Annotated in this window: 30 protein-coding genes and 2 pseudogenes; 7 read left to right on the top strand and 25 right to left on the bottom strand. The window is 53.0% G+C overall.

Going from position 1 to position 25,789, the window contains the following annotated elements:
- The 4 genes and pseudogenes from C5687_RS24600 to C5687_RS13230 all read right to left on the bottom strand — a co-directional run.
- A pseudogene (locus C5687_RS24600) lies at nt 1–250 on the bottom strand (hypothetical protein); the annotation flags it as partial.
- Complete coding sequence (locus C5687_RS13240; RefSeq protein WP_032333273.1) at nt 247–2,169, bottom strand: type I restriction-modification system subunit M; 1,923 nt, start codon at nt 2,167–2,169, stop codon at nt 247–249. The gene C5687_RS13240 and the pseudogene C5687_RS24600, both read right to left, overlap by 4 nt.
- 386 nt (nt 2,170–2,555) lie before the next feature.
- A complete protein-coding gene (locus C5687_RS13235; protein ID WP_063255735.1) occupies nt 2,556–3,431 on the bottom strand; it encodes a hypothetical protein in 876 nt (291 codons plus the stop codon).
- A 1-nt stretch (nt 3,432) separates the two neighbouring features.
- Nucleotides 3,433–3,627 (bottom strand): helix-turn-helix transcriptional regulator, encoded by a 195-nt coding sequence (locus C5687_RS13230; protein WP_032333275.1) that lies wholly within the window; start codon nt 3,625–3,627, stop codon nt 3,433–3,435.
- A 192-nt stretch (nt 3,628–3,819) separates the two neighbouring features.
- On the opposite strand from C5687_RS13230, the gene C5687_RS13225 reads away from it, so the two are divergent.
- Nucleotides 3,820–4,314 (top strand): hypothetical protein, encoded by a 495-nt coding sequence (locus C5687_RS13225; protein WP_063857557.1) that lies wholly within the window; start codon nt 3,820–3,822, stop codon nt 4,312–4,314.
- Between the two features lie 234 nt (nt 4,315–4,548).
- Here C5687_RS13225 and C5687_RS13220 read toward each other — a convergent pair whose 3' ends face one another.
- From C5687_RS13220 to C5687_RS13190, 8 genes and pseudogenes are all read right to left on the bottom strand, one after another.
- Nucleotides 4,549–5,496 (bottom strand): tyrosine-type recombinase/integrase, encoded by a 948-nt coding sequence (locus tag C5687_RS13220; protein ID WP_032333276.1) that lies wholly within the window; start codon nt 5,494–5,496, stop codon nt 4,549–4,551.
- 94 nt (nt 5,497–5,590) lie between these two features.
- Nucleotides 5,591–5,800: a DUF905 family protein gene (locus C5687_RS25385; protein WP_224393860.1), complete on the bottom strand. Its 210-nt coding sequence runs from the start codon at nt 5,798–5,800 to the stop codon at nt 5,591–5,593.
- A gap of 51 nt (nt 5,801–5,851) precedes the next feature.
- A pseudogene (locus C5687_RS25380) lies at nt 5,852–6,208 on the bottom strand (TA system toxin CbtA family protein); the annotation flags it as partial.
- Between the two features lie 109 nt (nt 6,209–6,317).
- Entirely contained in the window at nt 6,318–6,683 is a 366-nt protein-coding gene (locus C5687_RS13210; protein ID WP_032333278.1) for a type IV toxin-antitoxin system YeeU family antitoxin, read from the bottom strand.
- 62 nt (nt 6,684–6,745) lie between these two features.
- Nucleotides 6,746–7,177 (bottom strand): DUF2787 family protein, encoded by a 432-nt coding sequence (locus tag C5687_RS13205; RefSeq protein WP_063255736.1) that lies wholly within the window; start codon nt 7,175–7,177, stop codon nt 6,746–6,748.
- A gap of 88 nt (nt 7,178–7,265) precedes the next feature.
- Nucleotides 7,266–7,754: a JAB domain-containing protein gene (locus C5687_RS13200; protein ID WP_045146589.1), complete on the bottom strand. Its 489-nt coding sequence runs from the start codon at nt 7,752–7,754 to the stop codon at nt 7,266–7,268.
- Between the two features lie 22 nt (nt 7,755–7,776).
- Nucleotides 7,777–8,319 carry a hypothetical protein gene (locus tag C5687_RS13195; protein WP_000174655.1) on the bottom strand — a complete coding sequence of 181 codons (543 nt, stop codon included), beginning with the start codon at nt 8,317–8,319 and terminating at the stop codon, nt 7,777–7,779.
- Between the two features lie 157 nt (nt 8,320–8,476).
- On the bottom strand, nt 8,477–8,857 hold the full coding sequence (locus tag C5687_RS13190) for a hypothetical protein (protein WP_061300993.1): 381 nt from the start codon (nt 8,855–8,857) through the stop codon (nt 8,477–8,479).
- A gap of 120 nt (nt 8,858–8,977) precedes the next feature.
- Here C5687_RS13190 and C5687_RS13185 point away from each other — a divergent pair, with 120 nt between their 5' ends.
- The 4 genes from C5687_RS13185 to C5687_RS13170 are packed head-to-tail and all read left to right on the top strand — an operon-like array spanning nt 8,978 to nt 10,685.
- Nucleotides 8,978–9,247: a helix-turn-helix domain-containing protein gene (locus tag C5687_RS13185; RefSeq protein ID WP_001442951.1), complete on the top strand. Its 270-nt coding sequence runs from the start codon at nt 8,978–8,980 to the stop codon at nt 9,245–9,247.
- 12 nt (nt 9,248–9,259) lie between these two features.
- The gene (locus tag C5687_RS13180) at nt 9,260–9,787 is read left to right on the top strand and encodes a hypothetical protein (RefSeq protein WP_000108266.1); all 528 of its coding nucleotides are present in this window, start codon (nt 9,260–9,262) and stop codon (nt 9,785–9,787) included.
- Nucleotides 9,788–9,840: 53 nt separating this feature from the next.
- Nucleotides 9,841–10,359, top strand: coding sequence for a hypothetical protein (locus tag C5687_RS13175; RefSeq protein ID WP_032333282.1), 519 nt, complete (start codon nt 9,841–9,843; stop codon nt 10,357–10,359).
- An 11-nt stretch (nt 10,360–10,370) separates the two neighbouring features.
- On the top strand, nt 10,371–10,685 hold the full coding sequence (locus C5687_RS13170) for a hypothetical protein (RefSeq protein ID WP_032333283.1): 315 nt from the start codon (nt 10,371–10,373) through the stop codon (nt 10,683–10,685).
- 1,263 nt (nt 10,686–11,948) lie between these two features.
- Here the strand turns inward: C5687_RS13170 and C5687_RS13160 are convergent.
- Complete coding sequence (locus tag C5687_RS13160) at nt 11,949–13,232, bottom strand: tyrosine-type recombinase/integrase (RefSeq protein ID WP_032333284.1); 1,284 nt, start codon at nt 13,230–13,232, stop codon at nt 11,949–11,951.
- Nucleotides 13,233–13,449: 217 nt separating this feature from the next.
- Here C5687_RS13160 and mutS point away from each other — a divergent pair, with 217 nt between their 5' ends.
- Nucleotides 13,450–16,011: a DNA mismatch repair protein MutS gene (gene mutS / locus C5687_RS13155; protein WP_104557088.1), complete on the top strand. Its 2,562-nt coding sequence runs from the start codon at nt 13,450–13,452 to the stop codon at nt 16,009–16,011.
- Between the two features lie 93 nt (nt 16,012–16,104).
- On the opposite strand, the gene C5687_RS13150 is transcribed toward mutS, so the two are convergent.
- Genes C5687_RS13150 through C5687_RS13140 form a run of 3 tightly spaced genes read right to left on the bottom strand, consistent with a single transcriptional unit; the run spans nt 16,105 to nt 18,356 of the window.
- The gene (locus C5687_RS13150; RefSeq protein ID WP_003862116.1) at nt 16,105–16,326 is read right to left on the bottom strand and encodes a non-oxidative hydroxyarylic acid decarboxylases subunit D; all 222 of its coding nucleotides are present in this window, start codon (nt 16,324–16,326) and stop codon (nt 16,105–16,107) included.
- A gap of 10 nt (nt 16,327–16,336) precedes the next feature.
- Nucleotides 16,337–17,764, bottom strand: coding sequence for a non-oxidative hydroxyarylic acid decarboxylases subunit C (locus C5687_RS13145; RefSeq protein WP_095441266.1), 1,428 nt, complete (start codon nt 17,762–17,764; stop codon nt 16,337–16,339).
- Nucleotides 17,754–18,356, bottom strand: coding sequence for a non-oxidative hydroxyarylic acid decarboxylases subunit B (locus C5687_RS13140; RefSeq protein WP_047959362.1), 603 nt, complete (start codon nt 18,354–18,356; stop codon nt 17,754–17,756). The genes C5687_RS13145 and C5687_RS13140 overlap by 11 nt, the downstream gene beginning before the upstream one ends.
- A 171-nt stretch (nt 18,357–18,527) precedes the next feature.
- Here C5687_RS13140 and C5687_RS13135 point away from each other — a divergent pair, with 171 nt between their 5' ends.
- On the top strand, nt 18,528–18,944 hold the full coding sequence (locus C5687_RS13135) for a MarR family winged helix-turn-helix transcriptional regulator (protein WP_025757077.1): 417 nt from the start codon (nt 18,528–18,530) through the stop codon (nt 18,942–18,944).
- Nucleotides 18,945–19,039: 95 nt separating this feature from the next.
- Here the strand turns inward: C5687_RS13135 and rpoS are convergent, their stop codons facing one another.
- From rpoS to C5687_RS13090, 9 genes are all read right to left on the bottom strand, one after another.
- On the bottom strand, nt 19,040–20,032 hold the full coding sequence (rpoS, locus tag C5687_RS13130) for an RNA polymerase sigma factor RpoS (RefSeq protein ID WP_008499600.1): 993 nt from the start codon (nt 20,030–20,032) through the stop codon (nt 19,040–19,042).
- 59 nt (nt 20,033–20,091) lie between these two features.
- Nucleotides 20,092–21,216, bottom strand: coding sequence for a murein hydrolase activator NlpD (gene nlpD, locus C5687_RS13125; protein WP_045286502.1), 1,125 nt, complete (start codon nt 21,214–21,216; stop codon nt 20,092–20,094).
- Between the two features lie 116 nt (nt 21,217–21,332).
- Complete coding sequence (locus C5687_RS13120; protein ID WP_025757075.1) at nt 21,333–21,959, bottom strand: protein-L-isoaspartate(D-aspartate) O-methyltransferase; 627 nt, start codon at nt 21,957–21,959, stop codon at nt 21,333–21,335.
- Nucleotides 21,953–22,714: a 5'/3'-nucleotidase SurE gene (gene surE / locus C5687_RS13115; RefSeq protein WP_025757074.1), complete on the bottom strand. Its 762-nt coding sequence runs from the start codon at nt 22,712–22,714 to the stop codon at nt 21,953–21,955. Before surE ends, C5687_RS13120 begins: the two co-directional genes overlap by 7 nt.
- Nucleotides 22,695–23,744 (bottom strand): tRNA pseudouridine(13) synthase TruD, encoded by a 1,050-nt coding sequence (gene truD / locus C5687_RS13110; protein ID WP_025757073.1) that lies wholly within the window; start codon nt 23,742–23,744, stop codon nt 22,695–22,697. Before truD ends, surE begins: the two co-directional genes overlap by 20 nt.
- The gene (gene ispF / locus C5687_RS13105) at nt 23,741–24,220 is read right to left on the bottom strand and encodes a 2-C-methyl-D-erythritol 2,4-cyclodiphosphate synthase (protein ID WP_008499607.1); all 480 of its coding nucleotides are present in this window, start codon (nt 24,218–24,220) and stop codon (nt 23,741–23,743) included. The genes truD and ispF overlap by 4 nt, the downstream gene beginning before the upstream one ends.
- Nucleotides 24,220–24,930, bottom strand: coding sequence for a 2-C-methyl-D-erythritol 4-phosphate cytidylyltransferase (gene ispD / locus C5687_RS13100; RefSeq protein WP_025757072.1), 711 nt, complete (start codon nt 24,928–24,930; stop codon nt 24,220–24,222). Before ispD ends, ispF begins: the two co-directional genes overlap by 1 nt.
- 19 nt (nt 24,931–24,949) lie before the next feature.
- Complete coding sequence (gene ftsB, locus C5687_RS13095; RefSeq protein WP_008499609.1) at nt 24,950–25,261, bottom strand: cell division protein FtsB; 312 nt, start codon at nt 25,259–25,261, stop codon at nt 24,950–24,952.
- A gap of 166 nt (nt 25,262–25,427) precedes the next feature.
- Nucleotides 25,428–25,754, bottom strand: coding sequence for a DUF3561 family protein (locus C5687_RS13090; protein ID WP_045286500.1), 327 nt, complete (start codon nt 25,752–25,754; stop codon nt 25,428–25,430).
- Nucleotides 25,755–25,789: the final 35 nt, after the last annotated feature.

Genomic DNA, 25,789 nt, shown 5'->3' with positions numbered 1-25,789 from the left:
GCCCTTTTCTCACAACACGGTATTCTGCTACTTCTTCAAGCGTTCTTTTCTTTGCCTCATCATTGTACTCTTTTACTTCTACTCCCCTATAACCGGATACAGATAACATCTGCCCAACAGGCTCCACACCATTTTTTTCATTACTTACTTGGAACAAGTATTTGAATTTCTCAAGTGTCCATCTAGCAGGGATCTCTCCAAGCCATTCCACACAAGAGTCTTTATATTCTGAATATGCTCTGTACTTCACGAATGTACCTCCGCCAGCAAGACCATAATTTCTCTGCTCACTTCATCCAAGTCGCGATCAATCTCTTCCAAGGAACGTGGCGACTGATACTGATAAAAATAGCGGTTAAAAGGAATTTCATAACCCACTAAACCGACCTGTCCATCATAAGGATCGGTTTTTTCGATATCGATCCACGCATCAGGTATATAGGGTAATACCTCGCGTGTGAAATACGTTTCAACAGATTCACTCAACGGCACATTTTCATAATCACGCAAACTGGCGTCAGGTTCTGGCTTACCCTTAGTTTTACAAACTTCAGCATTCTCATCTGTTTCACTTAAGTGTTTTATCAACAACTTAAACTGAGCAGCAGAAACTTTCGGCAATGCTTTTTTGAATTTTTCCCGGCTTAAATATTTATCATCCATTGCATCCAGAGCGGCTAATAACTCTAAATCACCATATTTGGACCAGTCTTTATCCGCCAGCAACGCTACGCGACGATCAAGATCGCGTGGATAAAATGCCAGCTTAAGCGGTCTTTCCACCGTAATACGGCGATAGCCAAAATCAGAGGTTTTAAACAGCTTAACATTAGCCGAAGGTTGATAGCGCGTATACTGATTCACAATCTCGTCAATCTGCGCTTCCGTTAACTCTTTACGCTTACTACCAAGAGATTTCCGCATCGGCGCAAATTGCTCCGTGGCATTAATCAGCAGCACCTTGCCCTTACGTTCTTTCGGTTTATGATTGCTGAGTACCCAGATGTAAGTCGCAATCCCGGTGTTGTAGAACATATCGGTCGGCAATGCGACAATAGCATCCAGCAGATCCTGTTCCAGCACAAAGCGGCGGATCTCGCTTTCACCACTGCCCGCACCTCCGGTAAAGAGTGGCGAACCATTAAGAATGATCCCGATACGGCTGTTATCGTTCATCTTACTAATCAGGTGCAGCAAGAACAGCAAAGAACCATCGGATACTCTCGGCAAACCGGGTCCAAAACGCCCATCGTAGCCCTTTTTATGTTCTTTGCGGATAACGGTATCAATCTTTTTCCAGTCAACGCCAAACGGTGGGTTGGACAGGCAGTAATCAAAACGCTCATTCCAGAGCTGATCGTCAGAGAGGGTATTACCCAGCTTGATATTGCTGATATCTTGTCCCTTGATCAGCATGTCCGCTTTACAGATAGCGTAAGACTCTGGGTTTAGCTCCTGACCATAGGCCCGAAGGCTGGCACTGGGATTTATTCCATGCAGGTATTCCATACCACTGGAAAGGAAGCCGCCTGTCCCGGCAGTAGGATCGTAGATGCGGCGGATCAGTCCCGGTTTAGTCAACGCTGCATCGTCGTCCGCAAACACCAGAGAGGTTGTCAGTCGCACGATATCCCGTGGCGTAAAGTGCTCACCCGCCGTTTCGTTAGAACCTTCTGCAAACCGGCGGATCAAGTCCTCAAATATCAGCCCCATATCGTGGTTACTGACAGAAGAAGGGCTCAAATCAGCCTCGGCAAATTTTTTGGCTACTTTGTAGAGTAAATTGGCATCATCAAGCTGCTGTATAAACTCATAGAATTTAAAGTGTTCGAAGATCTCACGCGCGTCATAGCTGAATGAGCGAATGTAACGTTCAAGATTAAGTCGTGGCTGTGTTTCCCCCAACTTACTGAGGTCCAACGGCGAAGTATTGTAAAAGTGTTGCCCGGAAGCGTGGCGAAGAATTGCATCGGCAGCGTTCTCATCAAGCTTTTCAACCACAGGTAACTTATCAAGTACAGCCTGTTTGGTAGGCGCAAGCACGCACTCAAGACGACGAAGAACGGTAAATGGCAGAATCACTCTGCCATACTGAGATTGCTTGAAATCACCACGTAGTAAGTCAGCGACGGACCATAAGAAAGCCGCCATTGAAGAAAAATTAGTCATTTTATTACCTCTTGGTTTTGCCCTATTGTCCACGTAAAAGCGGAGAGGACAAGAAGAAGTGAAAACTGCGAAGTCTTTTCTCTTGTAAGGCTACATACGGGTGACGTGTCGTGGATTACTGGAATCGCCCACATGAACAGAAGTGCTAATGCTTTTTCTCAATCAAAAGGTATGGATGGGACCAGATACTGATGGAAACATTACTTATTATTGGAGGACACATCTGGGCTGTGAAACATTTAAGCCAGATGTAATCTGACACCATGACCGACGATATTCACTGAATAGTGTTGATACACCCATATAGATATACATACCCATTGAGTGTATCAACTGATGGCTTACATGCGTCTAAACGCTTATGGACATCCTGTCTTATGGACAAACTACTTACGGGTTCTCACCCCAGAAGTAAATGTCAGTCCAGTAAACCCCATCTCATCCTGCTTACATAGCGCCCGTGCCAGTAGAACAGGTGGCAGCCTGTGCTTGCGGGTCCTCCTTTTGCCAACCTCATCAGAGTAGGGTCTTACTTCCTGCCACATCCCCTTGAAACAGTAAGTTACCTGCGCATCAAAATCCCTTAGTTTTTGGCTTTTCATTGGTCGACTAATTATCCCTGCTCTGGCCCGTATATTTTTGTCTCTTTTCATCGCCTTCCTTAGCGTTTTGAGCGCGCCAGGCTCTCTTGGCATCAGCAGATGCAAATGAGGCATCCAGCGCTGAATATCGGTGTGAAAATCCAGCTCATAGCCCCCCACTATTTTGTCCGTAAATCCGGCTCTTTTTACCATCTTGTAGACCCGTTCCCGGAATTTCTTATGGTCCCAGCAACTGATCTGCTCTTCTTCCAGCATGGCATCGTAATAAACCAGCGTAACCACTCTGTACGCGCTCATACACCCCCGCAGCGGGGCCAGTTCAGCCAGTTTACGTAACCTGTGCAGGCGGAAGCACTGTGGGCACGCAGCACTGCCACATGGCTTATCTAACATACAGGCTTTAAGTTTCCTCTTTAGCCGAAGAGCCTTTCCTCGCCACTTTTTGTGTGCTTTTCTGACTTCTTTGCTTTCATTCTCGTTATCATTCCTGTCCTGCTGGACAGCTTTTTGTATTGCTCTTATACGGTACTGGCGCTCTTTCTCCATCCGATCCCGGGTTTCAAACCCTGGAATGGTGAGAGCCAGCTTTTCCAGTTGGCGCTCTTCTTCTGTCAGCGATACGTATACTGATCGCGCAATGCGGTCTTTTGCACCAAACATATCAGCAGCCTCCTGTAGTGACGCGGGAAGCAATCCATTCACTGACGTCACTTTCCAGCCAGGCTACCGCTCGCCCTCCAGTCAGGGATTTAGGGCGTGGAAAAGTGCCTTTCTCAATCATCCGGTACAACGTGGCGCGGCTCACCGCACAGCGCTCCAGTACGACCCGAATTTTCACCAGTTTCATCTCGTTCATATTTCTGCACTCTTGAGCAGTTCAAGGAGTGCCTTATTCACAAGATCGAAATTCGGAAGCTGCGGCTACGTTTTGGGACGTCTGCAAGCACGTTAGACGTTTCATTGTCGGGCCGACACTTGTGTATGATCAATGTCGGCCAGACATGGGAGATGCTAGAGTGGTTAAAATGGCTAAAGAAGGGAGCCACACATGGCAGGGAAAAAACAGATGAGCCGCCAGCAGCGGTCGACAAAGATGCGGACAGATGCGGGACTGACCCAGGTGAAAGTTTATCTTGACGAAACCACACTGGAATTACTGGCGTTACTTCAGGAAAACTTGTCAGAAGGTAAAATGAAGGGCGATGAAATCAATATGTTCCGCAGTATAGCTGTCACTGCCGGTATCCACAGTCAGGCAGAAGCATGCTTAGGGGAAAAAGTGGTATCAGACATTGTGGCTAAAAATCTGGGCACTGAGTGCAGAGCCAGCGAAGCGACAGACAATCCTCATAAGTTCTTTCTCCGGACGATGATTAACAAGCTTTACGAGAAAGGTCAGCGTAATACACATAGACGCAGACTTGCAGAGGTTGCTGAAATCATGAATGAAAGCAGCTACAGAGCGCCGAATAGGAAGAAAGGGGAATGGAGTGAAAATGATATTAGTCAGTATGTAAATAATGACATACAACTGGAAAAATGATGCCTCAGCAGAGGCGCCAGGCGGTAAGACTGTACACTGCAAGTATCTCTGGAATACCCAGGCCGCGAAGTACGATAGTGTCATTCATCAGGAGTGGTGAGTTGGTCGTACTTTCCCGGCTTCCCCATAGCACTAAGCCCGCCCTGGACGTGCCTGTGAGTCATCAAAAATAGTCCCTGGCCCCGTTTGATTGTTTAGCCAGCAGGTGACGAAGGCCATCCCCCCCATTACGATTTACCAGCAACAGAACGCTCGGGAGGCCCTGTCCAGCATACCTCGGCCCCTGTAGTCATAGCGGGTGGTTGTGGCGATATCGGCATGACCTGCCAGTTGGCGTACCACGTTGAGGTCGGTTCCCTGTTCCAATAGTTGTGTAATGAACGTTCGTCTGAGGTCGTGCGGGGTAAAATAGTCCACGCCAGCGGCCTGGCGTAGCTGTGCCAACAGCCCCGTCAATCCGGTAGTGGTAAGCCTACGTGGCCCAAGCCGGTCTGCCAAGCTGATACGACTGAATAACGGCCCCTCATGCCCTCCCCGGCACTTTAGCCAGCGCCGCAGCTGTGTCCAAACCTTTACGGCAAGGTGAATATCACGACTTTTGCGCCCTTTCCCCTCCCTGACCCAAACGATCCCCGTGGAGACGTCAATATCCTCAACATTAAGGGCAACCAGCTCACCCGCACGCAGCCCGGCACCACACAGAAGCAATAAAATGGCCCGCTCGCGCTGACAGCGCACGGAGGAATACGTCGCTGCCGCCGTCAGCATTGACCGGATTTCATGGCGGGCCAGCGCACGCCCCTGCCGACAACCGTCACCACTGACCCGCCTGACGTTGCGTATCCGCTCCAGCATATCAGCATCCAGTATCCCCATACTGAAGGCCACTCCGGCAACTGATTTCAGCGCCGACAGCGCCATGTTCACGGTAGCAACAGCATAGCCCTCATTCAGCAGCGCCGAGCGCACCAGCATCACCCCCGTGTAGTTCAGCATCTGCCAGGGGTAACTGTCGATATCCGAGCCCGGAAGCAGGATACCGGCACAGCGCCGAAGCTGGCTTTGCATCCCCTTGCGCCCGGCAGGCGCCAGACCTGCCAGCCAAAGCTGTGCCGGATTGGTGGTGGAGACGTTTTGCAGGCGTACAGTTTCCGCGCGCCTGCCCTTGTGGTTCGAGGTCATAACATCATCCTTAATACTGAAAAATGGAGTATCCCGGCCATGCAGGCCGGGGAAGCAGTCAATTCATCTGGTAATGTCATTCAGCCCTGCGTGGTCATTTTTTCACGCCATAGCGTTGCAGATAGTGGTTAAGACCCTGCCCGGCTCCGGGCTCAAAGTTCCAGACCCGCCAGATAAGCTGACCTTCAGCATCGCGTATTGCCAGCCGAAAGTGGGTATGCTGGTCATCCTCAATAGCGACACGGTCATACGCTGACACAACACGCTCCGCATCCTGTCGGGTGAACGTGTCCGATGGCAGCAACGGCAACGGCGCTCCGGGTTCAGCGATTGTGGCGCGGTCCGGGGCAGACCTGCGCCCCTGCGTGATATGGCTGACGGCCTTATACGTTCCCCGATTCAGAAGCCCGGTGGCTTTTCGCGCCCGGAGAACATCAATAGTAGTAATCAATGGGGAGCCAAGGATAAAGCCCGCATTGTCCCGGTCTGTGCGTACCAGATCATACATCTCAACGACAGCATTCAGGGCCTCCGCCATGGGAACACCGGCTTCAATATGCGCCTGAATGGTGTCTTCCTCGCCAAACGGCGTATCGCTGAGGGTAAGCCCGTAGTGCTGTGCCAACAGGTGAGTCAGCAGGGTGCGCCAGACTTCAGCAGGCGACAGGCAGCACGATGCCACCCGTGTCGGTGAGACAGGTTGTTTTTTCATGACAGTATTCTCGTGATAATGTGGGTAGTATTGAAAAAGGCGCGAACATGAACGGCAACCCGGCCCGCGCTTATGGAAATCCGCCCGGCAGAAGAGAGAACGGATATGTTCAGTCCTGTGTTGCTGGAACCGGGACAGGAGTGGGATAAATGGCGATATATACATAGCCGCAGGAGCCAAGCGTATCAGCCTCACAAGTCAGTTCCTTCGCCTGCAGTGTGATGCCCTTCGCCCTGCGCGGCTCCAGCTCACCAGACAACAGCATGCCTTCCATCTGCTTCATGAACAGCGGAAAGGCCTGGTCCAGATGGCGTGCATCGCTTTCGCTGAACACACCGCTAAACCCGGCCCGGTCGGCCAGAAAATGTAGGTTGTGGCCTTCCTGTACCAGTCGTGCACCAAACAGCGGCGTCACATCACGCCAGAGCCCCCACCAGGGGGTTGCTGGCGACGGTGTATGTGTTGAATGGGTCATATTTGTGTCTCCATATTCCAGCCAGTGAGATACGCCTCCGGCAGGGCTTTATTATCTTCAGTTCAGCTTTCCCACATCACGCGGGTGGTGTAGACCCCGCTGGCGTGATAGCTCAGGAAGTTGCGCTCCCACAGGGTGTATAGCGCCCGGGCCTCAGACGGGGACAAATCCCCTGTACGGCAGTGCCAGACATAGCCCTGCGACCAGCTGATATCGATGATTTTCTCAAGCTCGGGATAAACGTTGCCGACATAGCCAAAATCGGTGGCGTAGTCCAGACACCACTCGTCCCCCTGGTGAACTAGCCGGATTTCCACCGGGTGATAACCGCCCCGCTCCACGCTGTAGTCCGGGTCCCAGAAGTTGAGCGTAACGGCGGTGACGCGATGTTTACTGGCAGGTATTTCGCCCGCCTCTGCCATCAACATGTCGAACAGCTGCAGACTGACAGGCAGCACAAAGCCTGCCGGTTGAATAACGGCATTGATGTTCATGGGTAAAACCTCAGTATTTACAGTTTAAAAAATGAAGGGATAAGGCGAACGTAGATTACCGTGGTTAATGTGTATTAAACCAGGTAACTCACAGTAACCCGTGTTCAGCGAAAGACCAGGCTTTGTCGCCTCCCACAATGAGATGGTCGGTCACGCGGATATCCAGCAACGCCAGTGCGTCTGTAATTTTTTGGGTAATGAGTTTATCGGCCTGGCTCGGTTCAGGCTCACCACTGGGATGGTTATGCACCAGTATCACAGCAGCAGCGTTGTGCGTCAGTGCCAGGCTGACTATTTCGCGGGGATAAACCATCGTCTGGCTCAGCGTACCGGTAAACAATGTCTGGTAGCCGAGAATATGATGTTGCTGTGAAAGCATTATCACACCAAAAGATTCACGGTTTTCAAGCGCCAGCTTCATCACCAGCCACTGACGTACATCTTCAGATGAGGTGATTTTTCGGCGATTGCGAAACTGGCGGGTCAGCAAAGAATGGGCAAACCGGATAATCTGTTCGCGGGTAACCGGCTCCAGCGTCTGATAATGACCGCTACGATCACTTGCGATAAACGTCATGATGTACTCCTTACCTTTTAGTTCAGAATTCACGTTCAACAAAGTAAATGGCATCCGGCAGCAACGTATGGCGCTTCAGCTCAGGTTGTACTGAAAACGTGTCCTTTCGCTGGCTGCGTATCCCCAGGCTATCAAACAAAAACAACCGGGTAGCATCGGTACGAACCACCACTGACCAGTGCCATGTGGTCCCCATAATCACCACGCGCTGCGCTTGATTCTCCGGTGAAGCCAGCCAGTCGCTGATATCATGAAATATTCGGTGAGTTCTCAAGGTTCGATAACGGAAGGGAGTATGAAAATAGAGGGGATAATGTTGGGCGTAATGCCCTCTCAGCAGAACATCTGCTATCAGGTGGTCCATCTGCTCTTCATCCAGGCCAAGCGTCAGGAGATCAAATAAGTCCCATCGTCGCTTATAGCTGCTTAGCAGGCGGTACATTAATTTTTCCCGCCTTACTCTGCCGTCATAGAGGTAACTCAGGGTATTAATCAGGCTGTAGATGCCACACAAATAGTCATGCTGTCCCTGGCGGGACGCATGAACGTCTCGAGGAAGTGTCATTGTAAATTTCCGGGATAAGTGATGGCTGTGAACCAGCCGGAATGGTGGTGATACAGTGGCTGAGCGCATGATGGCTGCCACTGTATAAATTATAACAAAATCAATATATTAATGCAAGTGATTCTTGTTATCACTTATCCAGCGACTCCTTCACTTGTTACTGGTTAACGCCTCCTTCAGACAGGTCCCTTGCAACCTGAGCCAGAGCCTGCTGCAAAAGTTTATCCCTAGAGGCCGGTTTCATGGTACGGAACAACTGTATCCACAGGTTAAGCTGCTCGTCTGCTGAGGTATCTGCCGCATCCCGCTCACTTTTCAACGCCATCCCTGCCGCGCTGATATGGTACAGAAACCCCTTCCCACTGGTGCGTTTGCGGCGGATTTCCGGATGTAGGGCTGTGAGCTTTTCCAGACGTAGCCGCGCCCCTTTCGCTGTGCCCGGCATTCCTTCCATTCCGGCAAACTGCTCTGCTGTAAGCCACTCCCCCCTGTCCGTCATTCCGGCATCACAGGGCTCAGTCATCTGTTCACTGCTCATAAAATTTCACCTCTTATCAAAGCGTTAGTTAAATGAGCGCAAATAACCATAAAAGGAACTTGATAACTTCCTTTTGCTCGCTTTTAATGTCTCCGGTACTAACAACCCGGAGTGAATACATTGAGTAACTCAACAGATTCGCAAAAAAAGCGAAGTAAGGGAAGTGCTGTTAACTGGCACCGGGCAGATATTGTCGCCGCCCTGCATAAGCGGGGACTTTCCCTGTCAGCTCTCTCCCGGCAACACGGGCTGGCTTCCAGGACGCTGAATAACGCTTTTGAGCGCCACTATCCGCGGGCGGAAAAGATTATTGCGGAGGCACTGAACACTACGCCCGAAACCATCTGGCCTGAGCGCTATGCAGGTAGGTCTGTCAAAAACGAAAGCTGAAGGAAGCAGGGTATGTCGACCACCATTACTGAAGTAACGGAATGCTTTGAGTACCTTTTTAGTTCCCTTTACCGGAAAGCATTTGTCAAAACCCTGCGCCTTAACGAATGCAGTGAACGGGAGTTGCTACCGCTGGTACGCTGCTACCTGCTGGGTTGGTTTGCCGACAGCGTCTCACCGGAAGTCCGGGGGAAACTGCCCGGCAGTATCTCCGGGCATGGCTATATTGATTTCGTCATTGACGATGTGGCGGTGGAGTTCGCCGTCCGTAAGCCAGGAGCCGCCCGTTCTGCACTGTCAGCCTCAGTCAACAGCACGGAGGTAAAGAAACTGATGAAGTATGACGGCAAAGCCCTGCTGGTACTGTTCGATTTTTCTGACACGCCCTATACCGAAGAACAGATTGAGTCCTTCAGAAACTGGCCCTCCCTGGGCCGAGGCAACCATCGTAAATCAGCGTTCAATGTTGCGTATTTCTTTGTGGAAAAACGCAGCCCGCTGACACCCAGGAAAATCACCAGAAATATCCGCATCCGTTAACGGTAGCGCGCATAACGGATAATGAAAACGTCAATGAAAGGAGATCACCGAAGATGAGGAAAACCGCTGCCATGTTGCTTCTGGCATTTTCAGGTTGTGCCGGGGCAAAAACACTCCCCGCAGAAAATTTGCAGGGGCTGTATGAGGCTTATGCCACCCTGAATACCTGCCACCAGTATGGTTACACTGGCGATGAGGCCTTAACCGCACTGGACAAACTTATCCGCAGCAATCGCTATCAGGATAATACCGGCAACATCATGACATTAACGAAGGACAATATTAACTATTACCATTCCCTTCAGGACCGCTTTATTCTTGAGCAGCAATTCAAAAGCGAAGGAATAAACCAGAGCGGTATCCGGCTCCAGATAAAAACCCTCTGCGACCAGATGAACGCCGCTGTTGGTGGGAAGCTGGGTGTGAAAACTCGAGTTATTTCACCGGATGACCTTCCCGCCAGCGCAAAACCTGTTTTTGACAAACCGGCCACTGACAGTGCCCCGGCAATTCCGGAAGACCGACCGATGACATGGGACAACAGCCCGGTCCAGGGTATTCCGGTTCAGTGAGGGGTAACACAATGAAGAAGCATATTATTACCGCACTGCTCATCACAACAGTATCCGCTCCGGCGCTGGCAGCGTACCCGGTAAGCCAGCCTGCTCAGGCCGCAGAAGTGATGGTCAGTATGTGCCAGCAGCAGCGTTCGGGTATGGACAAGAACCAGGCCATCCGTAAAGTCTATGGCACCGTAAGCGACTGGCCCATAGCTTCAACAACTGAAGTTGCTGCTGCGATGGATGAAGGATGGAATTTTGCTGTACAAAATCCAGAGATAAGTTGCGACAGAATTTATCCCATGATGATTGACATGCTGGATGGGAAAAAGGATTGAGAAACCAAGCTTAACTTAAGTTGGCAAAACCAATCTGCATCAATTGAAATTTCACATAGCGATGTGCCCTCCAGCAGGGCACAATTATTATAAACCGTCTGCTATGAGCGAAAAGCGGACATTCCTGTACAAAGCATGGCGTTGGAATACAGTAAGATCATTGATTAATAAGTGAGTCGAATCAGAACAGTAGCCAATGAAACAAAAAATTCGCAAACGTAACCAAGACTGGATATCAAGGCAATTGAAACGTGCGCAAAAGAGGAAATGCCGTTAAGTTTCTTTATTAACTTTCCCTCAATATGAGCAACTGCTTGTAATGGTGTGCGCCTTAAACGGCATGGTCGTCTCAAGCCGGACTGGAGTCGCGCATTGTTTCATTAGGGTTGGGGAGAAGTGCCTATTGTTGGGCAAAAAGTAGTGTTTACTGGTTTGAGGGATTTGATAAGGAGCAATTGCCTGTTGAATGGGGTGCGCTGTGGGAAGATGCCTGAATATATTGGTTTTGATTTGATCTCACAGTGCAACACACAATCAACTCTTACAGTCTGCTGTGAGCAAAAATTGCACATTTCTAACAGCCTTCCGTGTGAATCAACGAGGAGCAGGTCACTGGCACAGAGGGGACGTTTAACCCCGTCCGGCCTCCGCTGAATTGGCTGCCAATTCCGTCCGGTCGTACCTGCCTGAGCCGTCTACTTCAGTAAAAACTGAATCAGCATAGCAAACATATATACTGTCGCTGCAATTTGTATTGTTCGCACTCCCCATCTGAGATATCGCCATTTATGACGTTCTCTGGCATCGGCTTCTTCAATGGTGGATTCAGTATGCTTTCTTCTCTTTGTCCTGAATGGATCAATTACCCATAGGGCAAGAATAAAGAGAACGATTGTTTTCTGAAGTATGGGATGATCCACGAAGAGTGACTCCGGCCTGCTCGCTGATACAATCAGAATAGATGAACAATCCCGAAATAATCAACACTAAATGTATGGCAATTATTTATTTTCGTCCTGGCTGGATTTTGTGACCTGCTCCCAACAAATTAACATAGCACAATGTAAGCAAGTTCTGCTTTTGGCACGAAGCGGACTTGTTAACTGGGTTGGAGATCCGCTTTGAGCGAGAAGTGGGCCTTCGGTTATATCATTTCCTTTGTGCAAATAGTTATCATCACAATCGCAATCTGTGAGTGATTATACCAAGCGGATGGCAACACCAGTTACAACGTGGCAAATACGCCACAGCCCCCTGATGTAATTAATCCAGAAGGGTATCTAAATAATCAGCCCATATCTGCAACCATTTTTTACACTCAGCATCATATTTATATAGATTATAAATACCTTCTACCCCGCCTTTGGTATGCCCAAGAACAGCCTCAGCGACTTCATTAGGGCATTGTAACCGTGATAACCCTGTTCGTACCGTCCGCCTTAAATCATGTGGCCTCCAACCGGGTATATCTAGCATTTTTCCTGATTCCCGCATACGCCAAGCGTTCTCAGTGAGATATTTCTGCTGTATTGGCAACTTCGTACGGGATGAAGGGAACAAATAAGCATCGGAATTGAGTCGTAAAACCTTTAAAAAATCAATGGCCTGATTAGGTAGCTGCACATAGCGTTCAATGCCTGTTTTTGTTTCACGTAGGTGTATTGTCCCCTTTTCAAGGTCAACATCCTTCCATGCCATATTGCAGACTTCACCGGTACGACACCCGGTCCAGAGAGTCAGACGTAACACGTTTTTGATCGTTGGCGTGTAAGCCGAACCCGGAAGCCATTTAAGGAATTTTGCAAGCTCGTCCTCGCTCAGTACTCGTGTTCCACGTCCGTTTGTGAGCTTGATTCTGGTCTGTCGTAAGCTGGATTTTGCTAACAGCGCCGGATTCGCGAAATTATCATCAAATCGCCCAAGGCCGATTGCAAATTCATATGCGAGTGAAAGCTCCCTCAGTACATTCCCAGCCTGTACGGTTGCACCTCGAGCTACAATGTTATTGATTAAATTAATGACATCCTGGCGCGTAATCTCAGCAGCATTCCGGGTTCCTAAGCTTTTAACAGCGTCACCATAGAGAGTACGACGAACCTCAGCCTGCCCTTTCGGCTTTCTGGCACCGGGAATGACCTTCCCGTCCTTCGTTTTACGATCCTCAATACGTTCGGTAAGATACAGTTCAACCAATCCCTGTACGGTCAATTCAGGGATCTTAGCCTGTTCAGCTTCAATCGCACGCTGGAGCTTATCTTGTTTGAGTTCAGTCGCAGGGCACCGACCTTCCTGTCGGAGGAGCTTTAATTCGTGGAGTTTGAGACGTGCAGCAGCTAGAGAAGTCTGCGGAAAGTTACCAATTTTAACCTGAGCAAGCTTGCCAGTCAGAGGACTTGTGTAACGGTAGAAAAAAGACTTAACCCCAGTTGCACCGCAGGAGACACGTAAGCCACGATTTTCGCCTACATCAGCCTTATCTTTGTCGCCAGGCTTCATCATTTCTACCGCTTTAAACGAAAGTGGCTTTCCCTCTTGTTTTCCTACCATAAAGACTCCGTTATCATGCACCTTATGCAGTCATGAACATAAATGTAGGTTGCACTGTGTGTGCCCATATTTTACCAAGTCACAGGTTGGCAAGCTACACTTTAACCTACATTTAAATGTAGGATTTCATGATATTCGATGAGACATAGTGAAACCTAACGATAACCACAAAAACCACTAACTCATTAAAAATTAAGAAAACGGACATCACAAACCGATGAGTACAATAGAAAATCTAGACTCTCACACCCCAATGATGCAGCAGTATCTGAAGCTGAAAGCACAGCATCCGGAAATCCTGCTGTTTTACCGTATGGGCGATTTTTACGAGCTGTTTTATGACGATGCTAAGCGTGCATCGCAGCTGCTCGACATCTCGCTGACCAAACGTGGTGCATCGGCGGGTGAGCCCATTCCTATGGCTGGTATCCCCCATCATGCGGTAGAAAATTACCTGGCGAAGCTGGTGAATCAGGGGGAGTCCGTCGCCATCTGCGAACAGATCGGCGATCCCGCGACGTCCAAAGGTCCGGTGGAACGCAAAGTCGTGCGTATCGTCACGCCAGGCACCATCAGTGATGAAGCTCTGCTGCAGGAGCGTCAGGATAATTTGCTTGCCGCACTGTGGCAGGACGGAAAAGGCTTTGGCTACGCGACGCTCGACATCAGCTCCGGACGTTTTCGTCTGAGTGAACCGGCTGACCGTGAAACGATGGCTGCTGAACTACAGCGCACCAATCCGGCAGAATTGCTCTATGCCGAAGATTTTACCGAAATGGCGCTCATTGAAGGCCGCCGCGGGTTACGCCGTCGTCCGCTGTGGGAGTTTGAAATTGATACCGCGCGCCAGCAGCTGAATCTGCAGTTTGGCACCCGCGATCTGATTGGCTTTGGTGTCGAAAATGCCCCACGCGGGCTGTGTGCGGCAGGTTGCCTCCTGCAGTACGTGAAAGATACCCAGCGCACCGCCCTGCCGCATATCCGCTCGATCACCATGGAACGCCAGCAGGACAGCATCATCATGGATGCCGCCACGCGCCGTAATCTGGAGATCACGCAGAACCTGGCGGGGGGCGTCGAAAATACGCTTGCCTCGGTCCTCGACAGTACGGTGACCCCCATGGGCAGCCGCATGCTGAAACGCTGGCTGCACATGCCGATTCGCGATACCGGAACGCTTGTTTGCCGTCAGCAGACGATTGCCGCGTTGCAGGATCGCTATACCGAGATACAGCCCGTCCTGCGCCAGGTGGGCGACCTGGAGCGTATCCTGGCCCGTCTGGCTCTGCGGACCGCGCGTCCACGCGATCTCGCGCGGATGCGTCACGCATTCCAGCAACTGCCAGAGCTGCGTGCTCAGTTGAGTGACGTTGACAGCGAGCCGGTACAGAAACTCCGCGACACCATGGGCGAATTTACCGAGCTTCGCGAGCTGCTCGAACGCGCCATTATCGATGCGCCTCCGGTACTTGTTCGTGATGGCGGCGTGATTGCCCCTGGCTACAATGCGGAGCTGGACGAATGGCGCGCGCTGGCCGACGGCGCGACGGACTATCTTGATAAACTGGAAATCCGCGAGCGCGAACGTCTTGGACTCGACACCCTGAAGGTCGGCTATAACGCGGTACACGGTTACTATATTCAGATCAGCCGCGGGCAGAGCCATCTGGCACCGATTCATTACGTGCGTCGCCAGACGCTCAAAAACGCTGAACGCTATATTATTCCTGAGCTGAAAGAGTACGAAGACAAAGTCCTCACCTCCAAAGGCAAAGCGCTGGCGCTGGAAAAACAGCTGTATGACGAGCTGTTCGACATGCTGATGCCGCATCTGGCCGACCTGCAGTTAAGCGCCAGTGCGCTGGCAGAGCTGGACGTGCTGGTGAACCTGGCTGAGCGCGCTGAAACGCTGAACTATACCTGCCCAACCTTTACCGACAAACCCGGCATTCGGATTACCGAAGGCCGTCACCCGGTGGTTGAGCGAGTGCTGAATGAACCGTTCATCGCCAACCCGCTGAGCCTGTCACCGCAGCGAAGAATGCTGATCATTACCGGTCCGAACATGGGCGGTAAGAGTACCTATATGCGCCAGACGGCGCTGATTGCCCTGCTCGCCTATATTGGTAGCTACGTTCCGGCGCAAAAAGTGGAGATTGGCCCCATCGACCGGATCTTTACCCGCGTGGGTGCAGCGGACGATCTGGCGAGCGGTCGCTCAACCTTTATGGTCGAGATGACCGAAACGGCTAACATTCTGCATAACGCGACGGAGCACAGCCTGGTGCTGATGGACGAAGTGGGACGCGGAACATCCACCTATGATGGTCTGTCGCTGGCCTGGGCCTGCGCGGAAAGTCTCGCGAATAAAATCAAAGCCATGACGCTGTTCGCTACCCACTATTTCGAGCTGACGCAACTGCCGGAAAAAATGGAAGGGGTGGCTAACGTTCACCTTGATGCGCTGGAGCATGGCGACACCATCGCCTTCATGCACACAGTGCAGGATGGCGCAGCGAGCAAGAGCTATGGCCTGGCCGTCGCGGCGCTGGCAGGGGTACCGAAAGAGGTGATCAAGCGCGCGCGTCAGAAGCTGCGTGAGCTGGAAAGCCTGTCCCCCAACGCGGCGGCGACGCAAATTGATGGCACGCAGATGTCGCTGCTGGCACCTGCGGAAGAGACATCACCGGCGGTGGAAGCGCTGGAGAATCTCGACCCGGATTCCCTCACGCCGCGCCAGGCGCTGGAGTGGATTTATCGGTTGAAGAGTCTGGTTTAGTTTTCTGCGGTCTATTTTGCCGGGTGGCGGCTTCGCCTTACCCGACCTACAAAACCCGTAGGCCCGGTAAGCGCAGCGCCACCGGGCTTTTTTTTACAGCAGCGGCGGGATTGTCGGCACCTGCGGTGCTTCATCAATATCCTTCTGCGTCATACGAAACGCTTCCGGATAGTGCTCGCGGCTGGTACGACGCAGCGGTTCGGTATCGCGCCAGGTATACAGACAATGCTGGCACTGATAAACCGTCCAGACCCCTTTCACCGGTGAGGTTGCCATCACTTCAATATGTTCATCGGCACAACGTGGACAAATCATCTTTTCCTCCTTATTGACGTGCTGCCAGCATGGCGGTCAGTTTTTCAGCCCAGGCTTTGGTTTCAGGAAGATCCTGTACCGGCTGGCTATAATGGCCACGGTTGTCCGGTGCCACAGGCGTGGTGGCATCGATAATCAGTTTGTCGGTAATGCCTGCCGGGCTGGAGCCCGGATCGAGTTCAAGCACCGACATATTCGGCAGTTGCACCAGATCCCCTGCCGGGTTTACTTTCGACGACAGCGCCCACATCACCTGCGGGAGGTTGAACGGATCGACATCCTCATCCACCATAATCACCATCTTCACGTAGCCCAGACCGTGCGGCGTGGTCATGGCACGTAAACCGACCGCTCGGGCAAAGCCGCCGTAACGTTTTTTGGTGGAGATAATCGCCAGCAGACCGTGGGTGTACATCGCGTTCACCGCCTGCACTTCCGGGAATTCTGCTTTCAGCTGCTGGTAGAGCGGCACACAGGTGGCCGGCCCCATCAGATAGTCAATCTCGGTCCACGGCATGCCAAGGTAGAGAGATTCGAAAATCGGTTGGGTGCGGTAAGAGACCTTATCAATTCGCACTACCGTCATGTTACGCCCGCCGGAATAGTGCCCGGTAAACTCACCGAACGGCCCTTCGATTTCACGTTTACGGCCCTCAATCACCCCTTCCAGGATCACTTCAGAGCCCCACGGCACATCAAAGCCGGTCAGCGGCGCGGTGGCTATCGGGTACGGGCTTTCACGCAGCGCACCCGCCATTTCATACTCGGATTGATCGTATTTCAGCGGCGTCGCGCCCATCAGAGTGATAATGGGATCGTTGCCGAGCGTAATCGCCACCGGCAGATCTTCACCGCGCTCTTCCGCTTTGTGCAAATGCAGGGCGATATCGTGCATCGGTACCGGCTGCAGGCCAAGCTTACGCTTGCCCTTCACTTCCATGCGGTAGATCCCGACGTTCTGCTTGCCGAAGTGATCCGGGTCAAGCGGATCGCGCGAGACGACGCACGCTTTATCGAGATAAAAACCCCCGTCGCCGTCGTTCAGACGGAACAGCGGCAGAATATCGAACAGGTTAATGTCCTCACCGTCGACCGTATTCTGCGCCCAGGCCGGATTAGCCCGCCGTTCAGGCGTGACGGGGAATTTATCCCAGCGACGAATAAACTCGTCGATCTGTTTTTTCACCGGCGTATTGGCCGGAAGCCCCATTGAGATGGCATGGTTCTGCCAGGAGCCTATCGTGTTCATCACCACCCGGGCATCGGTGAAGCCGCGAATGTTATCGAACCACAACGCCGGCGCGCCGTCACCGATGCGTCCCGTCGCGTTGGCTGCCGCCGCCAGATCTGGCTCAGCGTTCACCTCTTCCTCAATTTTCAGCAGTTGCCCTTGCTCATCGAGCGCCTGCAGGAAGCTTCTCAAATCATCAAATGCCATCTTTATTCTCCTGTGAAAAATGTTTCGCTTCGCGTAACCCGTTCCAGCGGCGCGCCTTTTTATGCTCCAGACCAAACTGGTCAAGCACGCGCGTCACGATATGCCAGGTAATGTCATCGGCGGTTTGCGGATGGTTGTAATACGCAGGCATAGGCGGCACCATCGCCACACCCATGCGGGAAAGTGCGAGCATGTTCTCCAGATGAATGGTGCTGAGCGGCGTTTCACGGGGAACCAGCACCAGCTTGCGCCCCTCTTTCAGCACCACATCGGCCGCACGGCCCACCAGCCCTTCGGCGTAACCGGCACGGATGCCCGCCAGCGTTTTCATACTGCAGGGAATGACGATCATGCCGTCGGTGCGAAACGAACCGGAGGAGATGGTCGCGGCCTGGTCCGCCGGGCTGTGGACCACGTCAGCCAGAGCAGCGACATCCTGCGCGGTGCAGGACGTTTCCAGCTCAATGGTGGTTTTTGCCCACTTCGACATCACCAGGTGGGTCTCCACCTCTGGCATTTCCCGCAGCGCCTGCAGCAGCGCCACGCCCAGCGGAGCCCCCGTTGCCCCCGTCATTCCCACGATCAATCTCATTCAGCACCTCAATATTTTGTTCGTATACGAACATTATAAATAAGCTACTCCCGGATCGTTTTTCTGACAAGATCGTTCGTACACGATCACACTAATTGCTAAAAGTTGCTGCGTTAAAATCCAGAGCAATAGCGGCTATGATAGAGGGAGATTTTTTCCGTCGGAGTGTTCATGGAACTAAGACAAGAGGCGTTCCACCTGTTACGTCAGCTTTTTCAACAGCATACCGCGCAGTGGCAACATGCCTTACCGGAACTGACCAAGCCGCAATATGCGGTGATGCGCTCGATTGCTGAGCATCCGGGTATTGAACAGGTGGCATTGACTGAAGTGGCGGTCAGCACGAAAGCGACCCTGGCGGAAATGCTGAGCCGCATGGAGGCGCGCGGGCTGGTCAAACGCGAGCACGACCCGGCAGATAAGCGCCGCCGCTTTGTCTTCCTGACACCAGAAGGTGAAGCCCTGCTTGCAGGCTGTAAACCGGTGGGCAACGCGGTGGATGAGGCGTTTTTAGGACGTTTAACCGAGAATGAGCGCAAGCAGTTCACGGCGATGATCAGCAAAATGATGGCTAAGGAAAAGCCATGACCCCATGAAAACGCACACTGGTCAACCGCGGTGCTCAATCAACCAGAAAAGAAAAAGGCCCGTCTCACGACGGGCCTTTTTTGACGAAAGGTTGCTTATTCGCGGAACAGCGCTTCGATATTCAGACCTTGCCCCTGCAGGATTTCACGCAGACGGCGCAGACCTTCAACCTGAATCTGACGAACACGTTCACGGGTCAGGCCAATTTCACGGCCGACATCTTCCAGTGTCGCAGCTTCATACCCCAGCAAACCGAAACGACGTGCCAGCACTTCACGCTGTTTGGCGTTCAGTTCGAACAGCCATTTGACGATGCTCTGCTTCATGTCATCGTCCTGCGTGGTGTCTTCCGGGCCGTTGTCTTTTTCATCAGCCAGGATGTCCAGCAGCGCTTTTTCGGAGTCGCCACCCAGCGGGGTGTCAACGGAGGTAATGCGCTCGTTGAGACGCAGCATACGGCTTACGTCATCAACCGGTTTATCGAGTTGTTCGGCAATTTCTTCTGCGCTTGGCTCGTGGTCCAGTTTATGGGACAACTCGCGCGCGGTGCGCAGATACACGTTCAACTCTTTGACGATGTGAATCGGCAGGCGGATCGTACGGGTCTGGTTCATAATAGCCCGTTCGATGGTCTGACGAATCCACCAGGTCGCGTAGGTTGAGAAACGGAACCCGCGTTCCGGGTCAAACTTCTCAACTGCGCGGATGAGACCTAAGTTGCCCTCTTCAATCAGATCCAGCAGAGCCAGACCACGATTGCCGTAACGGCGGGCAATTTTCACGACCAGTCGCAGGTTACTTTCAATCATGCGACGACGCGAGGCCACATCACCACGCAAAGCACGACGTGCGAAATAGACTTCTTCTTCGGCCGTTAGCAGTGGGGAGTAACCAATCTCCCCAAGGTAAAGCTGAGTCGCGTCCAGTACACGCTGTGTGGCGCCCTGCGATAACAGCTCTTCTTCAGCCAAATCGTTATCACTGGGTTCCTCTTCTACTAAGGCTTTTTCGTCAAAAGCCTCTACTCCGTTCTCATCAAATTCCGCGTCTTCATTTAAATCATGAACTTTCAGCGTATTCTGACTCATAAGGTGGCTCCTACCCGTGATCCCTGGACGAGACACCCTGGCTGGCATGCCCCGTCAAATTATCGCTGCGGCAAGTACTGCAGCGGGTTTACGGATTTCCCCTTGTAACGAATTTCAAAATGCAAGCGTGTAGAACTGGTTCCGGTGCTACCCATGGTAGCGATTTTTTGCCCCGCCTTAACTTCTTGTTGTTCCCGGACCAGCATTGTGTCGTTATGGGCGTAGGCACTCAGGTAATCATCGTTGTGTTTGATGATGATAAGATTACCGTAACCGCGCAGAGCGTTACCGGCATACACAACGCGTCCGTCTGCGGTCGCGATGATAGCCTGTCCTTTACTCCCTGCGATATCGATCCCTTTATTTCCCCCTTCGGAGGAAGAGAAGTTTTCGATAACCTTGCCGTCAGTTGGCCAGCGCCATGCAGAGATTGGCGAACTGGATGTCATACTGCTGGCAGTCGGTTCAGTAGAGCTAACCACAGGTGCCGTTACCGGTGCTGTGACAACAGTCGCAGTCCCTTTATTATTCGGCAACATTTTGTTAGCAGTCTGATCACCTGAATCCTCAGAATACGTAATTACAGGTTGTGAAGCAACCACCGTGGTGGATTTTTGTGCAGGCTTAACGCTGTTATTTTGCGCGGTCACGTCGGCTGCGGAAACGGTGTTGCCAGGCGTAAGCGGCGTACCCGTTGCGTTGCCAACCTGCAGCGTTTGCCCGACTTCCAGACCGTATGGGGCCTGCACGTTATTGCGCTGGGCGAGGTCACGGAAATCGTTCCCGGTGATCCAGGCAATATAGAACAACGTGTCGCCACGCTTCACGGTATAGGTGCTGCCACCGGTATAACTGCCTTTCGGAATGTTCCCATACTGGCGGTTATAGACTATGCGGCCATTTTGGGTCTGAACAGGTTGTTCAACTGGCTGAACCTGCATTGGCTGTGTAACAGGATGTTGCACAGGCTGAATTTGTGGTGTTTGCTGCGGTGCAGCAGTGCCCATTTTAGGCGGCGGCGTGATTAACATTCCGCTGGACGTGTTACCGGAGCCGCTGTTTCCGCCGACGGAACTGACGGGCGCAGGCGCGTTATTAGAACTTGTGCAACCTGCCAGCCAGAGCGAAACCAGTGATAATGCCGCAACACGGCTGATGGTGAATTTAGGGCTTCCCGCGCTCATTTATCCCCCAGGAATGTGTTAACTACCAGTGACTTAAAATTTACCGTGATGGCACGAATCTTTCGCGCCACACCATACGCTGAATTTGCCTTAATAACCCTGGATAATTCCGAGTCTCAGGCTAACTCCCCCTTTACCAGAGGCACAAAGCGCACGGCTTCCACGGTATCGATAATAAACTCGCCGCCGCGGCGACGAACGCGCTTCAGAAGCTGCTGCTCGTCCCCGACGGGCAGAACAAGAATGCCCCCCTCATCCAGCTGCGACAACAGTGCCACAGGTATTTCAGGTGGGGCCGCCGTCACGATGATGGCGTCAAACGGGGCGCGAGCCTGCCAACCCTGCCATCCATCACCGTGTCGTGTCGAAACATTATGTAAATCAAGTTGTTTCAGGCGGCGACGCGCCTGCCACTGTAAACCTTTAATCCGCTCAACGGAGCAGACATGATGTACCAGATGCGCCAGGATCGCGGTCTGATACCCCGACCCGGTACCGATCTCCAGCACGCGGGAGTTGGGCGTGAGCTCCAGCAGCTCCGTCATCCGCGCTACCATATAAGGCTGCGAAATCGTCTGGCCCTGCCCGATGGGCAGCGCCACGTTTTCCCACGCTTTGTGTTCAAACGCCTCGTCGACAAATTTCTCACGCGGAACCCGGGCGAGCGCGTCAAGCACGTGCTCGTCGCGGATCCCCTGCGCGCGGAGTTGCTCCAGAAGAGTTTGTACACGTTTGTTTACCATTGCGCGTTCACTCCTGCGCGATCCAGCCAGCCCGACACCACATCATGCGCGCTATACGCGGTTAAATCTACGTGCAACGGCGTCACCGAAACATAGCCTTCATCCACAGCGGCAAAGTCGGTATCCGGGCCCGCATCGCACTTCTCGCCGGGAGGACCAATCCAGTAAAGCGTGTTGCCGCGCGGATCCTGCTGCGGGATCACCTGATCGGCCGGATGCCGGCTTCCGCACCGGGTGACGCGAATGCCTTTAATCTCACTCAGGGGCAGATCCGGCACGTTGATATTGAGGATGCGTCCGGTGCGCAACGGCTCGCGGCTGAGGGCCCGCAGGATCGAACAGGTCACCACGGCGGCGGTATCGTAATGGGTGTGGCCGTTTAACGAGACCGCCAGCGCCGGAAACCCGAGGTGACGCCCTTCCATCGCAGCCGCCACGGTACCGGAGTAAATCACGTCATCGCCAAGGTTGGGCCCGGCATTAATGCCGGAGACGACAATATCCGGACGCGGCCGCATCAGCGCGTTCACGCCCAGAAAAACGCAGTCGGTTGGCGTGCCCATCTGCACGGCAATATCGCCATTTTCAAAGCTAAAGGTGCGAAGCGACGACTCCAGCGTCAGCGAGTTAGACGCTCCACTGCGGTTACGATCGGGAGCCACGACCTGCACATCCGCGAATTCGCGGAGGTGTTTCGCCAGCGTCTGAATGCCTGGCGCGTGGATCCCGTCATCGTTACTCAGCAATATTCGCATAATCACCCGACGTGTTGATAAGTTCCCTGACAACACTGGTGGCAAAGCTACCTGCCGGCAGCCAGAAACGTAACTCGACGGTCACGTCATCCCACCAGTTCCAGCTTAACTGCTGCGGATAAAGCAGCATCGCGCGGCGTGCTGCGTCGACTTTTTCCCGCACCAGCAAGGATTGTAATGCCTGCGCATCCGCAACGGCAGACTGCTCCGCCGTCAGGGCTTCGCCCTGGGTTCCCCAGTCGCCTGTACCGGGCAACGCGGCGGTAATCATCAGCGCTTTGGCGTCCACGCGCGACTGTACATCGGCCATCTCTTCGGCCGTTGCCACAAACCAGCTTCCGCGTCCCGCTAATTGTAGCGCATCGCCAACAACAACTTGATTCGCGTCCGGTTTTTTCAGCCTTTCGCTCACAATCTGATTAAACAACGCACTGCGGGCCGCCGACAACCAAAAACTGCGTTTATTCCTGTCACGAACCGGCGCATCGCTTTGCGCCCAGCGCAATGCGCCCTGCAGGTTACTGCCGCCGATCCCAAAACGCTGTGCGCCAAAGTAGTTCGGCACGCCCTGCGCGCTGATGGCATTCAGGCGTTTCTCCACGTCATCGCGGTCGGTCACTTCACGCAGCACCAGCGTAAAGTCGTTACCTTTCAACGCCCCCAGACGCAGTTTGCGCTTGTGGCGGGCATATTCCAGTACCTTACAGCCCTCAAGTTCAAATTTGCTTAAATCAGGCATCGCATTGCCGGGCACGCGGGCGCAGAGCCACTGTTCCGTGACGGCGTGTTTATCTTTCTGACCAGCAAAGCTCACTTCGCGGGCATGAATTTTGAGGAATTTTGCCAGAGCGTCGGCCACAAAACGGGTATTGCAGCCATTTTTAAGAATGCGCACCAGGATATGTTCGCCTTCGCCATCCGGCTCAAAGCCCAGATCCTCCACCACGAGGAAGTCTTCAGGGCTGGCTTTCAGCACCCCGTGCCCCTGCGGTTTACCGTGCAGGTAGGTCAGGTTGTCGAAATCTGTCATTTGCTCGCCTTCACCAGCAGCGCCACGGCTTCACAGGCAATGCCTTCACCGCGGCCAGTAAAGCCCAGCTTCTCGGTGGTCGTCGCTTTGACGTTGACGTCGTCCATATGGCAGCCCAGATCTTCAGCAATAAATACGCGCATCTGCGGAATATGCGGCAGCATTTTCGGTGCCTGAGCAATAATCGTGACGTCAACGTTGCCGAGGGTGTAGCCTTTCGCCTGAATGCGGCGCCACGCTTCGCGCAGCAGCTCGCGGCTGTCCGCCCCTTTAAAGGCCGGGTCGGTGTCCGGGAACAGTTTGCCAATATCGCCCAGCGCCGCAGCGCCCAGTAAGGCGTCGGTAAGCGCATGCAGCGCCACGTCGCCATCAGAATGCGCCAGCAGCCCTTTTTCATAAGGAATGCGCACGCCGCCAATGATAATTGGGCCTTCTCCGCCAAAGGCGTGTACATCAAAACCGTGTCCAATTCGCATTATGCCTTCTCCTGATGGGTCGAACGGGTAAGATAGAATTCCGCGAGCTGTAAATCTTCCGGACGCGTCACTTTTATATTATCAGCACGTCCTTCAACCAGCGTTGGGTGGAAACCGCAATACTCCAGCGCCGAGGCCTCGTCCGTAATGGTCGCCCCTTCATTCAGCGCTCGCGTTAAGCAGTCATGGAGTAATTCGCGGGGGAAAAATTGTGGCGTCAGGGCGTGCCATAAATCGACGCGCTCAACGGTGTGGGCGATAGCCGCTTTGCCCGGCTCGGCACGCTTCATGGTGTCACGCACAGGGGCAGCCAGAATGCCACCCACCCGACTGGTTTCACTCAACGCCAGCAGGCGAGCGAGATCGTCCTGATGCAGACACGGACGCGCCGCGTCATGCACCAGCACCCATGGCGCGTTTCCGGCAGCCTGAATGCCTGCCAGCACGGAATCGGCGCGCTCGGCACCGCCATCGACAACGGTAATCTGTGGGTGATTGGCCAGCGGTAACTGCGCGAAGCGCGCATCGCCCGGGCTGATGGCGATGATCACCCGCGTCACCCGTGGGTGCGCCAGCAGCGCCGCCACGGCGTGCTCGAGGATCGTTTTATCGCCAATAGAGAGGTATTGCTTGGGACATTCTGTCTGCATGCGCCGGCCAAAACCTGCGGCCGGCACCACGGCGCATACGTCCGAAAAAGTTACTGCCATGTCGTAATCCTGGGCCTGATTATCGATTGTTTTGTGCTGAGCCCTGATTGCGTTTAGACGCATCCGGAACCAGACGATAAAAGGTTTCGCCCGGCTTAGTCATACTGAGTTCATTGCGTGCGCGTTCTTCAATCGCCTCTTGCCCGCCATTGAGGTCATCAATTTCAGCGAAGAGTTGATCGTTTCGCGCCTTAAGTTTGGCGTTTGTTGCCTGCTGAGCCGCGACGTCATCACTCACCCGGCTATAGTCGTGCAGTCCGTTCTTACCGAACCACAGCGAATATTGCAGCCAGATTAGCAAAGCCAGCAACAGCAGCGTTAGTTTACCCATCCTGCCCCCTGAAAAACGGCATCCTCATCCCAAGACTTCCCCAGAGCACAACGCCGGGGTAACAGAGATGCCGCAACATCGCGGGCAAATGTACCACATTTTTTCCGCAGAATCGTCCTGCACAATATCGCCACACAGTTGGTTACGGTTTGAATTATGGCTGAAGTTAGCCCATGAGCCACAAAAATAACAGGCCAAACATCAGAACCACCGTCACAATCGTGATCGCGGTACTGTAGAGGAGGCGGCCATTGAGCAGCGAGTGCAGCGCAATGCCGACAACCACCGCCACGGGCATTAACGCCAGGAAGAAAGGCCAGGTGTAGAGAAAGAAGAACAGCGTGTTACCGCCGTAGATGAGAAACGGAATGCCAAGCGCCAGCAACCATGAGACGAAGCCAATGATGGCCCCAGGAAATGACCAGGTCGTCTCGTCGTCGGTCGCAAGCGGCTCCGACCCGGTGGTGATGATGTAATTTTCACTGTTGCGCATAGCTAATCCTGTGACCGTGACTCATCGTTCGGGAA

The sequence above is a fragment of the Enterobacter sichuanensis genome (assembly GCF_002939185.1).
Classification (GTDB): Bacteria; Pseudomonadota; Gammaproteobacteria; order Enterobacterales; family Enterobacteriaceae; genus Enterobacter; species Enterobacter sichuanensis.
This window is presented reverse-complemented; position numbering and strand designations above follow the sequence as displayed.

What these genes read in the sequence shown, in the direction of transcription:
- C5687_RS13240 (WP_032333273.1), bottom strand. Translation starts at nt 2,169, where the DNA reads ATGACTAATTTTTCTTCAATGGCGGCTTTCTTATGGTCCGTCGCTGAC.
- C5687_RS13235 (WP_063255735.1), bottom strand. Translation starts at nt 3,431, where the DNA reads ATGTTTGGTGCAAAAGACCGCATTGCGCGATCAGTATACGTATCGCTG.
- C5687_RS13230 (WP_032333275.1), bottom strand. Translation starts at nt 3,627, where the DNA reads ATGAACGAGATGAAACTGGTGAAAATTCGGGTCGTACTGGAGCGCTGT.
- C5687_RS13225 (WP_063857557.1), top strand. Translation starts at nt 3,820, where the DNA reads ATGGCAGGGAAAAAACAGATGAGCCGCCAGCAGCGGTCGACAAAGATG.
- C5687_RS13220 (WP_032333276.1), bottom strand. Translation starts at nt 5,496, where the DNA reads ATGACCTCGAACCACAAGGGCAGGCGCGCGGAAACTGTACGCCTGCAA.
- C5687_RS13210 (WP_032333278.1), bottom strand. Translation starts at nt 6,683, where the DNA reads ATGACCCATTCAACACATACACCGTCGCCAGCAACCCCCTGGTGGGGG.
- C5687_RS13205 (WP_063255736.1), bottom strand. Translation starts at nt 7,177, where the DNA reads ATGAACATCAATGCCGTTATTCAACCGGCAGGCTTTGTGCTGCCTGTC.
- C5687_RS13200 (WP_045146589.1), bottom strand. Translation starts at nt 7,754, where the DNA reads ATGACGTTTATCGCAAGTGATCGTAGCGGTCATTATCAGACGCTGGAG.
- C5687_RS13195 (WP_000174655.1), bottom strand. Translation starts at nt 8,319, where the DNA reads ATGACACTTCCTCGAGACGTTCATGCGTCCCGCCAGGGACAGCATGAC.
- C5687_RS13190 (WP_061300993.1), bottom strand. Translation starts at nt 8,857, where the DNA reads ATGAGCAGTGAACAGATGACTGAGCCCTGTGATGCCGGAATGACGGAC.
- C5687_RS13180 (WP_000108266.1), top strand. Translation starts at nt 9,260, where the DNA reads ATGTCGACCACCATTACTGAAGTAACGGAATGCTTTGAGTACCTTTTT.
- C5687_RS13175 (WP_032333282.1), top strand. Translation starts at nt 9,841, where the DNA reads ATGAGGAAAACCGCTGCCATGTTGCTTCTGGCATTTTCAGGTTGTGCC.
- C5687_RS13170 (WP_032333283.1), top strand. Translation starts at nt 10,371, where the DNA reads ATGAAGAAGCATATTATTACCGCACTGCTCATCACAACAGTATCCGCT.
- C5687_RS13160 (WP_032333284.1), bottom strand. Translation starts at nt 13,232, where the DNA reads ATGGTAGGAAAACAAGAGGGAAAGCCACTTTCGTTTAAAGCGGTAGAA.
- mutS (WP_104557088.1), top strand. Translation starts at nt 13,450, where the DNA reads ATGAGTACAATAGAAAATCTAGACTCTCACACCCCAATGATGCAGCAG.
- C5687_RS13150 (WP_003862116.1), bottom strand. Translation starts at nt 16,326, where the DNA reads ATGATTTGTCCACGTTGTGCCGATGAACATATTGAAGTGATGGCAACC.
- C5687_RS13145 (WP_095441266.1), bottom strand. Translation starts at nt 17,764, where the DNA reads ATGGCATTTGATGATTTGAGAAGCTTCCTGCAGGCGCTCGATGAGCAA.
- C5687_RS13140 (WP_047959362.1), bottom strand. Translation starts at nt 18,356, where the DNA reads ATGAGATTGATCGTGGGAATGACGGGGGCAACGGGGGCTCCGCTGGGC.
- C5687_RS13135 (WP_025757077.1), top strand. Translation starts at nt 18,528, where the DNA reads ATGGAACTAAGACAAGAGGCGTTCCACCTGTTACGTCAGCTTTTTCAA.
- rpoS (WP_008499600.1), bottom strand. Translation starts at nt 20,032, where the DNA reads ATGAGTCAGAATACGCTGAAAGTTCATGATTTAAATGAAGACGCGGAA.
- nlpD (WP_045286502.1), bottom strand. Translation starts at nt 21,216, where the DNA reads ATGAGCGCGGGAAGCCCTAAATTCACCATCAGCCGTGTTGCGGCATTA.
- C5687_RS13120 (WP_025757075.1), bottom strand. Translation starts at nt 21,959, where the DNA reads ATGGTAAACAAACGTGTACAAACTCTTCTGGAGCAACTCCGCGCGCAG.
- surE (WP_025757074.1), bottom strand. Translation starts at nt 22,714, where the DNA reads ATGCGAATATTGCTGAGTAACGATGACGGGATCCACGCGCCAGGCATT.
- truD (WP_025757073.1), bottom strand. Translation starts at nt 23,744, where the DNA reads ATGACAGATTTCGACAACCTGACCTACCTGCACGGTAAACCGCAGGGG.
- ispF (WP_008499607.1), bottom strand. Translation starts at nt 24,220, where the DNA reads ATGCGAATTGGACACGGTTTTGATGTACACGCCTTTGGCGGAGAAGGC.
- ispD (WP_025757072.1), bottom strand. Translation starts at nt 24,930, where the DNA reads ATGGCAGTAACTTTTTCGGACGTATGCGCCGTGGTGCCGGCCGCAGGT.
- ftsB (WP_008499609.1), bottom strand. Translation starts at nt 25,261, where the DNA reads ATGGGTAAACTAACGCTGCTGTTGCTGGCTTTGCTAATCTGGCTGCAA.
- C5687_RS13090 (WP_045286500.1), bottom strand. Translation starts at nt 25,754, where the DNA reads ATGCGCAACAGTGAAAATTACATCATCACCACCGGGTCGGAGCCGCTT.